This is a genomic window from Actinoplanes sp. NPDC051405, from assembly GCF_055586185.1.
The window spans coordinates 414,470-426,139 of sequence record NZ_JBVJIR010000005.1; the positions used below are offsets into that span (position 1 = coordinate 414,470).

The 11,670-nt window shown below is 70.9% G+C and carries 8 protein-coding genes; 5 read left to right on the forward strand and 3 right to left on the reverse strand.

Annotated features, from left to right (window positions below; all coding sequences use genetic code 11):
• Positions 1–37 precede the first annotated feature (37 nt).
• The 3 genes from ACZ6S4_RS14630 to ACZ6S4_RS14640 form a co-directional block, all read right to left on the reverse strand.
• Positions 38–3,832 carry a multifunctional oxoglutarate decarboxylase/oxoglutarate dehydrogenase thiamine pyrophosphate-binding subunit/dihydrolipoyllysine-residue succinyltransferase subunit gene (locus ACZ6S4_RS14630; RefSeq protein WP_465475383.1) on the reverse strand — a complete coding sequence of 1,265 codons (3,795 nt, stop codon included), beginning with the start codon at positions 3,830–3,832 and terminating at the stop codon, positions 38–40.
• Positions 3,833–3,961: 129 nt separating this feature from the next.
• Complete coding sequence (locus ACZ6S4_RS14635; RefSeq protein WP_465475384.1) at positions 3,962–4,789, reverse strand: ABC transporter permease family protein; 828 nt, start codon at positions 4,787–4,789, stop codon at positions 3,962–3,964.
• Positions 4,786–5,703: an ABC transporter ATP-binding protein gene (locus ACZ6S4_RS14640; protein ID WP_465475385.1), complete on the reverse strand. Its 918-nt coding sequence runs from the start codon at positions 5,701–5,703 to the stop codon at positions 4,786–4,788. Before ACZ6S4_RS14640 ends, ACZ6S4_RS14635 begins: the two co-directional genes overlap by 4 nt.
• A gap of 157 nt (positions 5,704–5,860) precedes the next feature.
• Between ACZ6S4_RS14640 and ACZ6S4_RS14645 the strand changes: the two genes are divergently transcribed.
• The 5 genes from ACZ6S4_RS14645 to ACZ6S4_RS14665 all read left to right on the forward strand — a co-directional run bounded on the left by ACZ6S4_RS14645 (position 5,861) and on the right by ACZ6S4_RS14665 (position 11,530).
• Complete coding sequence (locus ACZ6S4_RS14645) at positions 5,861–6,625, forward strand: GNAT family N-acetyltransferase (protein WP_360831553.1); 765 nt, start codon at positions 5,861–5,863, stop codon at positions 6,623–6,625.
• Positions 6,626–6,720: 95 nt separating this feature from the next.
• Positions 6,721–7,398: a lysophospholipid acyltransferase family protein gene (locus ACZ6S4_RS14650; RefSeq protein ID WP_465475386.1), complete on the forward strand. Its 678-nt coding sequence runs from the start codon at positions 6,721–6,723 to the stop codon at positions 7,396–7,398.
• A 67-nt stretch (positions 7,399–7,465) separates the two neighbouring features.
• Positions 7,466–8,182: a response regulator transcription factor gene (locus ACZ6S4_RS14655; RefSeq protein ID WP_023562178.1), complete on the forward strand. Its 717-nt coding sequence runs from the start codon at positions 7,466–7,468 to the stop codon at positions 8,180–8,182.
• 13 nt (positions 8,183–8,195) lie between these two features.
• Positions 8,196–9,752 carry a sensor histidine kinase gene (locus tag ACZ6S4_RS14660; protein ID WP_465475412.1) on the forward strand — a complete coding sequence of 519 codons (1,557 nt, stop codon included), beginning with the start codon at positions 8,196–8,198 and terminating at the stop codon, positions 9,750–9,752.
• A gap of 80 nt (positions 9,753–9,832) precedes the next feature.
• Positions 9,833–11,530 (forward strand): S1C family serine protease, encoded by a 1,698-nt coding sequence (locus ACZ6S4_RS14665; RefSeq protein ID WP_465475387.1) that lies wholly within the window; start codon positions 9,833–9,835, stop codon positions 11,528–11,530.
• Positions 11,531–11,670: the final 140 nt, after the last annotated feature.

Consider the following 11,670-nt stretch of genomic DNA (forward strand, 5'->3'; position numbering starts at 1 on the left):
TTCCGCCGTAGCGAAACGCCCCCGACTGCTCAGTGCGTCACGGCCGGGGCAGGGCCGCCTCGACCAGGGCCGACTGCTCGGCGTCGTGCAGCTTCGCCGAGCCGACCGCCGGGGCGGCCGCGGCGGGCCGCGAGATGCGGCGCAGGCGTACGCCTTCCAGGTGCTCCAGCAGGTTGAGCGCCACGAACGACCAGGCGCCCTGGTTGGCCGGCTCCTCCTGCACCCACGCGAAGTCCTCCGCGTTCGGGTACTGGTTGAGGACCGCCTTGAGCTCCTCGACGGGCAGCGGGTAGATCTGCTCCATCCGGATGATCGCCGTGTCGGTGCGGCCGCGCTCGGCCCGGGCCTGGAACAGGTCGTAGTAGACCTTGCCCGAGCAGAGCAGGACCCGCTTGACCGCCCCGGCGTCCAGCGGCGTGCCGTTGATCCCGGCGTCGGCGATGATCGGCTGGAACCGGCCGTTGGTGAAGTCGGCGACCGACGACACCGCCAGCTTGTGCCGCAGCAGCGACTTCGGCGAGAAGACGATCAGCGGCTTGCGCTTGGGCGACAGGGCCTGGCGGCGCAGCAGATGGAAGTAGTTCGCCGGGGTCGTCGGGTTGGCCACGCGCATGTTGTCCTGCGCGCACAGCTGCAGGAAACGCTCCGGGCGGCCGGACGAGTGGTCCGGGCCCTGACCCTCCTGGCCGTGCGGGAGCAGCAGCACCAGCGACGACTGCTGGCCCCACTTCACCTCGCCGGACGAGATGAACTCGTCGACGATCGACTGGGCGCCGTTGACGAAGTCGCCGAACTGCGCCTCCCAGAGCACCAGCGCCTCGGGGTTCTCGACCGAGTAGCCGTACTCGAAGCCCATCGCCGCGTACTCGCTGAGCAGCGAGTCGTGGGCGAAGAAGCGGGCGTTGCCGGTCGCCAGCGTGGAGAGCGGCAGGAAGTCGTTGCCGGTCTTCGAGTCGACGATCGCGGCGTGCCGGGAGGTGAACGTACCGCGGCGCGAGTCCTGACCGGCCAGGCGCACGGTGACGCCCTGGCTGAGCAGCGAGCCGAAGGCGATCAGCTCACCCATGCCCCAGTCGATGCCGCCGTCGGTGGCCATCTTGGCCCGCCGGTCCAGCAGCTGCTGGACCCGCTTGTGCGGGGTGAAGCCCTCCGGCAGGTCGAGGTGGGCCTGGCCCACCGCCTGCACGCCGGCCGCGTCGATCGCGGTGTCGACCTGCGGCTCCGGCTCGTCGGTGGCCGAGCGCTGTGCGCGCGGCGGGGAGCCGGCGGTGTCCCGGGTGTCCTTGAAGACCTTCTCCAGCTGCGCCTGGTAGTCGCGCAGCTGCTCCTGGGCGTCGTCCACGGTCAGGTCACCGCGGCCGATGAGCTCCTCGGTGTAGAGCTTGCGGACCGAACGCTTGGTGTCGATGATCTGGTACATCCGCGGGTTGGTCATCGACGGGTCGTCGCCCTCGTTGTGCCCGCGGCGGCGGTAGCAGACCAGGTCGATGACGACGTCCTTGTTGAACGCCTGGCGGTACTCGAACGCCAGCCGGGCCACCCGGACGACGGCCTCGGGGTCGTCGCCGTTCACGTGGAAGATCGGCGCCTGGATCATGCGGGCCACGTCGGTCGAGTAGAGCGACGAGCGGCTGTACTCCGGGGCGGTGGTGAAGCCGACCTGGTTGTTGACGACCACGTGCACCGTGCCGCCGGTGCGGTACCCGCGCAGCTGGGAGAGGTTGAGCGTCTCAGCGACCACGCCCTGGCCGGCGAACGCGGCGTCGCCGTGGATCAGGACCGGCAGCACCGTGTAGCCGTGCAGGCCCAGGTCGAGGCGGTCCTGCTTGGCCCGGACGATGCCCTCCAGCACCGGGTCCACGGCCTCCAGGTGCGACGGGTTGGCCACCACGCTGACGGTTGTCGCGCTCTCGCCGTCCGGCGTCGTGTACTTGCCGGTCTGGCCCAGGTGGTACTTGACGTCGCCGGAGCCGTGGGCCGACTTCGGGTCCATCTGACCCTCGAACTCGTTGAAGATCTTCCCGTACGGCTTGCCGACGATGTTCGCGAGCACGTTGAGCCGGCCGCGGTGCGCCATGCCGATGACCATCTCGTCCAGGCCACCCTCGGCGGACGCCTGCAGCACCTCGTCCAGCAGCGGGATCAGCGACTCGCCGCCCTCGAGCGAGAAGCGCTTCTGCCCGACGTACTTGGTCTGCAGGAACGTCTCGAACGCCTCGGCCGCGTTCAGCCGGTTGAGGACGTGCTTCTGCTCCTCCGGCGACGGCTTGGTGTACTTGATCTCGATCCGGTCCTGGATCCAGCGCCGCTCCTCCGGGCCCTGGATGTGCATGTACTCGATGCCGACCCGGCGGCAGTAGGTGTCGCGCAGCACGCCGAGGACGTCGCGCAGCTTCATCTTCTGCTTGCCGGCGAAGCCGCCGACCGGGAAGGTCCGGTCCAGGTCCCACAGGGTCAGCCCGTGCTGGAGCACGTCCAGGTCGGGGTGCCGGCGGATCTCGAACTCGAGCGGGTCGGTGTCGGCCATCAGGTGACCGCGCACCCGGTACGCGTGGATCAGCTCGACCACCCGCGCGGCCTTGTCGATCTGCCCCTCGGAGGTCCGGGCCACGTCGCGCACCCAGCGCACCGGCTCGTAAGGAATCCGCAGTGAGGTGAAGATGTCGTCGTAGAAGGCGTGCTCGCCGAGCAGGAACTCGTGGATCGCCTTGAGGAACTCACCGGACTGCGCACCCTGGATGACCCGGTGGTCGTAGGTGCTGGTCAGCGTGGTGACCTTGCTGACGCCGTGCTCGGTGAGGGTCTCGTCGGACATGCCGGAGTACGGCGCCGGATACTCCATCGCGCCGACGCCGATGATGGCGCTCTGCCCGGCCATCAGGCGGGGGATGGAGTGCACGGTGCCGATGCCGCCGGGGTTGGTCAGCGAGATCGTGGTGCCGGCGTAGTCGTCCATGGTCAGCTCGTTGCGGCGGGCCCGGCGGACCACGTCCTCGTACGCCTGCCAGAACTTGCGGAAGTCCATCGTCTCGCAGTTCTTGATGGACGGCACGACCAGCGTCCGGGTGCCGTCCTTCTTGGCGAGGTCGATGGCGATGCCCAGGTTGATGTGCTCGGGCTGGACCATGGCCGGCTTGCCGTCCACCTCGGCGAAGGAGTTGTTCATCTCCGGGTGGGCCATGACCGAGCGGACCAGCGCCCAGCCGATGAGGTGGGTGAAGCTGACCTTGCCACCGCGGCCCCGGGCCAGGTGGTTGTTGATCACGATGCGGTTGTCGACCAGGAGCTTGGCCGGGACGGCGCGCACCGAGGTAGCGGTGGGCACCTCCAGCGAGGCGTCCATGTTCTGCACGATCCGGGCGGCGACCCCGCGCAGCGTGGTGACCTTGGCGCCGGCCGCGGGGGCCGGCGCCGGTGCCTGCTTGGCCGGTGCCTGCTTGGCTGGTGCCGGCTTGGCGGGGGCGGGCGTGGCCGCCGCGGGCTTCGCCGGGGCCGGCTCGGCCGCCGGGGTGGGCTTGGCCGGGGCCGGCTTGGCGGGCACGGTGGGCTTCTCGGGCGCGATCGTCGACGCGGCGGGAGCGTCGGTGCCGGCCTTGGCGGCGGTGGCCTTCGCGTTGGCGGCGGTGGCCTCGTCGGGCGTCGCGATCGAGCCCGAGGCCATCGCCGGCTTGTAGTCGGCGAAGAAGTCGTGCCAGGCGGGGTCGACGCTGGACGGGTCGGCCAGATAGCGCTGGTACATCTCGTCGACGATCCACTCGTTCGGACCGAAGTCCGCGAGTGGATTTTCATGCGAAGTCTGCTGGGTCGACACTTCCGTGTTCGCCTCTTTCACCAAGTTGTCAGCACGCGACGTTCGTCACACGGGACGGAAAGGAAATCGCCGTCAAGGCTACGCCGTGAGATTTCCGTGACCATCCGGACGTCCGGTCTGTGACCAACTTCCTGAGGGGGAGAAGGACACTCAGGCGATGTCCCGCCGCTTCATGAGCCAGGTGCCGAGTCCGCCGGCGAGCACCGCGTAGCCGATGAGCACCACGGCGCCGACCCAGCGGGGCGGGTTGCCGGGCAGCTCGGTGCCGGAGACCATCAGCTGCGAGGCCAGCGGCGGGACCAGCACCTGGAGCTTGCCGAACCAGTCACCGATGCGCGGGGTGAGCAGGAAGAAGATCGTCGTTGCACCGAAGTAGCCGATCACGTAGGTCGTGCTCAGCGCGATGGTGGCCCCGATCTGGCTGCGGATCAGCACCCCCGCACCCACGCCGAGGATCGCCCAGAGGGCGTACGCCAGCGCGTTGAGCCCGACGGCGCGCCAGATCGCCGGCTCGCCGAGCTGGGAGCCGACGTTCAGCGCGTCCAGGATGAACGGCACGAAGATCAGGTTGAGCAGGGTGGTGATCAGCCAGAAGGTCAGCCCGAGCAGGGTCGAGGCGATCAGCTTGGCGAGCACCACGGACTGCCGGCGCGGGGTCACCAGGAAGGTGGTGGTGGCCGTCTGGTGGAAGAACTCGTTGGTCACCACGATCGCGGCCAGCAGCATCACCATCAGCACGCCGAAGAACTGGCCGCTGGTGTAGAGGTTCGACGCCACGTTGACGGCCTCGTTGGCCACCCGGACCTGTTCCGCCTGCTCCGGGGTCAGGCCCTCGGTTGATTCCGGGCCCGAGTTGATGGAGCTGCCGGCCCAGTTGATCAGCAGGGTCAGCGCCCACAGCACGAAGGTGACCAGGCCGAGGATCCACCAGGTCGAGGTGGACCGGATCTTGAAGAGTTCGGCTTTCACCAGGTTCATCGGATGCCCGCCTTTCCGGCCGTCAGCTGCAGGAAGACCTGTTCCAGATCGGCGCGCTCGCCGGCCAGCTCGTGCAACTCCACCGAGCTGGTGAAGGCGGTGTGCCCCACGGTGGCCGCGTCCAGGCCGGAGACCAGCAGGGCGCCGTCGGGCAGCGGGGTCACGGTGGCGTTGCGCTCGGAGAGCGCGGCGGTCAGCGCCTCGACCTGCGGGGTGCGCACCCGCACCTGGGTCATCCCGGCCATCGAACCGAGGACCTCGCCGACCGGGCCCTGGCGGATCAGCTTGCCGGCGGCGATGATCACCACGTCGTCGGCGAGCTGCTGCATCTCGCCGAGCAGGTGGCTGGAGACCAGCACCGTACGGCCCTCGGCGGCGAGCGCCTTGAGCAGGTCGCGCATCCAGCGGATGCCCTCGGGGTCGAGCCCGTTGGCCGGCTCGTCGAGGATCAGCACCCGCGGGTTGCCCAGCAGCGCCGCGGCGATGCCGAGGCGCTGCTTCATGCCCAGCGAGTAACCCTTGAACTTGCGCTTGGCGGCCGGGGTCAGCCCGACCTTGGCCAGCGCCTCGTCGGCGGCCTGCCAGGGCAGCCCGGCCGCGGTGCAGATCATCCGGAGGTGGTTGAGCCCGGTGCGGCCCTTGTGCGCGCTGGAGGCCTCGAGGACGGCGCCGACGTGCCGGATCGGCTGATCGAGGTCGTTGTAGCGCACGCCGCCGAAAGTCGCCGTGCCGGCGCTCGGCGTGACCAGGCCCAGCAGCATGCGCAGGGTGGTGGTCTTGCCCGCGCCGTTGGGACCCAGGAACCCGGTGACCCGCCCGGAGTGCACGGCGAACGACAGGTCGTCCACGGCTCGCAGCGTCTTGTAGTGCTTGGTGAGGTGGGAGACGACGATCTCCTCGGACCCGGCCGTCACGTTTGCTCCTCACTGATCGACTGAGCGCTCAACCTACCGGTTCGCGGCAATCGCGGTGGCCCCAACGGCGACCGCGGACAGAGTCGTTCATGTGAGTGTCATCCGGGGCCACCTGGAGCGACACGCCGTCGGCAGACGCGAGCCCTACACAGATCTCATGACGGTACTCATGACCGCTGCCGCACCCACCGGGACCAGCGGCTACTCGCTCCTCATCGCCGACGACGCCAGTCAGGTCGCGGCCGCGCAGCGCCTGCGCCACGACGTCTTCGCCGCCGAGCTCGGTGCCACACTGCGCGGCGCCACCCCCGACGGCCGCGACGTCGACGAGTTCGACGACTTCTGCGACCACCTGATCGTCCGGGACGACGCGACCGGCCTGGTCGTCGGCACGTACCGGATGATGACCCCGAAGGCCGCCCAGCGCGCCGGGCGCCGCTACGGCGACGGTGAGTTCGACCTCAGCGGGCTGAGCCCGCTGCGTGACCAGCTCGTCGAGACCGGCCGCTCCTGCGTGCACCCGGACCACCGCTCCGGCGCCGTGGTCAACCTGATGTGGGCGGGCATCGCCCGCTACCTGCACCTGAACAACCTGCGCTGGCTCGGCGGCTGCGCCTCGGTCGGCCTCGAGGACGGCGGCGCGACAGCCGCCGGCGTGTGGGCCCGGGTCTCCGCCAAGCACCTCTCGCCGCCGGCTCTGCGAGTGCGGCCGCGCAGCCCCTGGCTGGCCCGCACCGATCAGGTCGGTGACCCCAGGACGCAGGCTCCGCCGCTGCTCAAGGGTTATCTGCGGCTGGGCAGCTGGGTGTGCGGCGAGCCGGCCTACGACCCGGATTTCCACTGCGCCGACTTCTATGTGCTGTTCTCGATGGACCGGATGGACCCGCGCTACCGCCGCCACTTCCTGGGCGCTACCCGATGAGCTCGGCCATCTGGCAGCCGGCGTCGGCGTGCGGGGCGCAATGTCGTCCGGCCGGTGCGGAGGCTGTGCGAGCCGGGACCGTGGTGGTGCGGTTGATGGCGCTTCTCGGCGTACTGCTCAGTGCTCTGGTCCTGGTGCCGCTGCTGCGGCACGCCGCCGCGCGGATGATCTCCCGCGGCATCCTCGCGGCCCTCGGGGTCAAGCTGGTGTGGCGCGGCCCGGCGCCGCGGCCCGGCAGCCTGCTGGTGGCCAACCACGTCTCCTGGCTGGACGTCGTCGCGCTGCTGGCGGTGACGCCGGTCCGGCTGGTCGCCAAGCACGACGTGCGGGCCTGGCCCGCGGTGGGCGCGCTGGCCGCCCGGACCGGGTCGATCTTCGTCGACCGGACCCGCCCGAAGCGGCTGCCGGCCACGGTGGCCGAGGTCACCGCGGCGCTGCGGGCCGGCCGGTCGGTCGCGGTCTTCCCGGAGGGTACGACGTTCTGCGGCGCCGAACGCGGGCGCTTCCGGCCGGCGGTCTTCCAGGCGGCGGTGGACGCGGGCGCCCCGGTCGTGCCGATCGCGATCCGGTACGGCTCCCCGCAGGCGTCCTTCGTCGGCGACGACACCCTCTGGTCCTCGGTCCGCCGGGTGGCCGGTCTCCGCGGCCTGACCGTGACGCTGGTCGGTTCGCCCGCGCTGCGCCCCGAGCCCGGTGCGGACCGGCGGGCGCTGGCCCGGGCGGCTCAGGCATCGGCCGGACTGCGGTCCACCACCTTCGATCTTGCCGCTTAGCAGGCTCACAGAAAACTTTCAGGCACCGTGCAGCGCAGGCGCAGCGACCTGGACGAAGATGGTGGGCATGGCCGCTACCCAGACCCAGGGAAAGCAGAGCGAGGCGAAGCTCCTCGTCGTCGAGGACGACGCGAACATCCTCGAGCTGCTCTCCGCCAGCCTGCGTTTCGCAGGGTTCGACGTCAGCACCGCCACCAGCGGCAGCGCGGCCGTCAGTGCGGCCAAGAACGCCACCCCCGACCTCGTCGTCCTCGACGTGATGCTGCCCGACCTCGACGGTTTCGAGGTCATCCGGCTCATGCGCGAGGGCGGCGCCCGTACGCCCGTGGTCTTCCTGACCGCCCGCGACGGCACCGACGACAAGATCCGCGGCCTCACCCTCGGCGGCGACGACTACGTGACCAAGCCGTTCAGCCTCGAGGAGCTCACCGCCCGGATCCGGGCCGTGCTGCGCCGCACCACCGCCGGTGACGAGGAGCCGTCGCGCCTGGTCTTCGCCGACCTGGAGCTCGACGAGGAGACGCACGAGGTCTACCGGGCCGGTCAGCGCGTGCAGCTCTCGCCCACCGAGTTCAAGCTGCTGCGTTACCTGATGCTCAACGCCAACCGGGTGCTCTCCAAGGCGCAGATCCTCGACCACGTGTGGAAGTACGACTTCCGGGGTGACGACAACATCGTGGAGTCGTACATCTCGTACCTGCGCCGCAAGGTGGACAACGTCCAGCCGCGACTGATCCACACGCTCCGCGGCGTCGGCTACGTGCTGCGCAAACCCGCGGCATGAGCCGACCGTGTCCCTGACCATCTCCGACCGGGTCCGCAGCCACGTCCCCGAGACCAATCTGCGGCGGGTGCCGCTGCGCACCAAGCTCGTCGCGGCCGTGCTGGCTCTCGTGTTCGCGGCGCTGTCCCTGATCAGCGCCGCGAGCACGTACGCGCTGCACAGCTACATGATCAACCGGCTGGACGTGGGCCTGGTCCGCTTCACCGACACCCTGGAAAACCTCAAGGGCAACGAGACGCTGATCCTGCCGGCCGACTACTACGTCAACGTCACCACGGTGGACGGCATCGGCGACTCGGACTACCCGAAGTACGACCCCGCGCTGAAGCCGACCCAGCTGCCCCCGGTGCTCAAGGGTGTTGACGAGGTCAACAAGCACATCGGCAAGCAGTACACGGTCAAGTCCGCCGACGGCACGGTGATCTGGCGGATGCTGGTCACCTACGTCAACGGTGGCACAGTGCTGCACGCCGGGCAGCGGCTGCGCGGCATCGACGAGGCCATCGCCCGGCTCATCTGGGTCGACGTCCTGGTCGGCGCCGGGGTGCTGTTCGCCCTGGCCGCGGTGGGTGCGGCCATAGTGCGGCAGAGCCTGATCCCGCTGGGGCAGATCGAGCGGACCGCCGCCGCCATCGCGGCCGGCGACCTCACCCAGCGCGTGCCCGATCCGGAGCCCGACGAGGGCGAACCCAAGACCGAGCTGGGCCGGCTGTCCCGAGCCCTGAACGCGATGCTGGCCCAGATCGAGGCGGCCTTCACCGCCCGGGCGCTGTCCGAGACCGCCGCCCGCGCCGCGGAGTCGCAGGCCCGCGACGCCGCCGAGGCCGCGCAGATCTCCGAGGCCCGCGCGGTGCGCTCGGAGCAGAAGATGCGCCAGTTCGTCGCGGACGCCTCGCACGAGCTGCGCACCCCGCTGACCTCCATCCGCGGTTTCGCCGAGCTGTACCGCCAGGGCGCGGTCGCCAACCCGGAGGACACCGCCAAGCTGGTACGCCGCATCGAGGACGAGGCCGCCCGGATGGGGCTGCTGGTCGAGGACCTGCTGCTGCTGGCCCGGCTGGACCGCGAGCGCCCGGTCGAGCTGGCCCCGGTGGAGCTGCCGGTGCTGGCCATGGACGCGGTGCAGGCCGCCCGGGCCACCGCCCCGGACCGCAAGATCGAGCTGGACGTGCGGGAGGCGCCGGAGAAGCTGGTCGCGTACGGCGACGACGCCCGGCTGCGGCAGGTCATCGGCAACCTGATGACCAACGCCCTGGTGCACACGCCGGCCGATGCCGCGGTGACGCTCTCCCTCTATCCGGAGTCGGGCAACCGCGCGGTCATCGAGATCGCCGACACCGGGCCCGGTCTGTCCCCCGAGCAGCGCGAACACGTCTTCGAACGCTTCTACCGCGCCGACGAGGCCCGCACCCGGCACACGGACCGCGCGGCCACCGGCACGGGGCTCGGCCTGGCCATCGTGGCCGCGATCGTACGGGCCCACCACGGCACTGTGGAGGTGCTGAGCGAGCCGGGCAAGGGTGCGACTTTCCGGGTCACTTTGCCCGCTCTGGAACCGGACGACTCCTGATTTTCCCGGCACTTCCATTCACAGAAAACGTCCAGGGCCAACACAGGTGAGTCGGAGCGGACAGGGGCAATGTAGTCCGCATGAACGAGTACGAGACCAACCCGCAGCGGCACGAAAGCTCACCGTCCGAGGAGCTGTCGCACCGGCCCGCGGACGCCTCTCCCGCGACCGGCCCGGAGCGGGGACAGTCCGACACCACGGCGCAGCAGCCCACGCTGAGCCAGCCGGCCGCCCCCCAGTCCGGCGTTCCGCACTCCGGCGTTCCGCAGTCCGGCGCTCCGCAGGCGGGTGCGCCCCAGTCCGGCATCCCGCAGTCCGGCGCCCCGCAGGCGGGTGCGCCTCAGCAGCAGGGCGCGTGGCTCGCGTCCCCGTGGCAGCGCGGTGGCCAGCACCCGGCCCAGCAGCAGGCAGCCCAGCAGCACGGGGCCCAGCAGGGGGCGCCGCAGCACCACACGCAGCCGCTGCCCTACGGCCAGCAGCCTTACGGCGCCGGCCAGCAGCAGTATCCGGGCCAGCCGCAGCCGCCCTACGCGGGTGCCTACGCCGGCCAGCCCCACCCGCAGTACGCGGCCCAGGGAGCGCCCGGCCAGCCCGGCCACTGGACGCCCGGCGGCGGCGTACCCCCGCAGTCGGACGCCCCGGTGTGGGCCCAGGCCGTCGGGACCGAGCAGCGCGACCCCGCGCGGGCCGGCCGGGGCCGCAAGATCTTCGTGGCCGGCGCGGCCGCGGTGCTGATCGCCCTGGGGGCCGGCGGGGTCGGCGCGGCCACCGCGCTCGCCTTCGACGACGACAACAACACCAGGACCGTGCAGACCGCCGACGCCTCGGTGAACCGGGTGGTCGACCGTTCGTCGCTCGCCCAGATCGTCGCGGCGGTCAAGGACAGCGTCGTCTCGATCACCACCCAGACCGGTGAGGGCTCGGGCGTCGTGATCAGCGCCGACGGCTACATCGTGACCAACAACCACGTGGTCGCCACCGCCACCGGCGACTCGGTCACCGTCATCTTCGCCAACGGCAAGAAGGCCCAGGCCAAGATCGTCGGCACCGACCCGCGGACCGACCTCGCGGTGATCAAGGCTGACGGCGTCTCCGACCTGGCCGCGGCGAAGTTCGGCGACAGCTCGAAGATGCAGGTCGGCGACACCGTGCTCGCGCTCGGCAGCCCGCTGGGCCTGGAGGGCTCGGTGACCGAGGGCATCATCAGCGCCAAGGACCGCACCATCCGGTCCGGCGGTGAGGACCAGCAGACCCCGCAGAACCCGTTCGGCGGCCAGCAGCAGCAACAGCAGAGCGCCGGGGCGACCTCGATGTCCGGCCTGCTGCAGACCGACGCCCCGATCAACCCCGGCAACTCCGGTGGCGCGCTGGTCAACACCAACGGTGAGGTGATCGGCATCAACTCCGCCATCGCCACCTCCGGGCAGGGCTCGGGCAACATCGGCCTCGGCTTCGCGATCCCGAGCAACAAGGCCAAGGACGTCGCCGACGCGCTGATGGCCGGCAAGAAGGTCAGCCACCCGGCGCTGGGCGTCAGCGTCACCGAGGCCGAGGGCGGCGGCGCGCTGGTCAGCACGGTCACCGAGGGCAGTGCGGCGGCCAAGGCCGGCCTGGAGCGCGGCGACGTCATCAACTCGGTGAACGGCAAGGCCGTCAACGACTCCGACGACCTGATCGGGATCGTCCAGTCCGCCAAGGTCGGCGACAAGGTGACCGTCGTCTTCACCCGCAACGGCCAGCAGCAGACGGTCAGCGCGACGCTGGCCGAGGCCTCCTAAACCAACCTGGCGCCGCTCGGGCCATCGGGCGGCGTCACCTCCCCACGGCGGTGGGGGGGGGGGGGGGGGGGGGGGGGGGGGGGGGGGGGGGGGGGGGGGGGGGGGGGGGGGGGGGGGGGGGGGGGGGGGGGGGGGGGGGG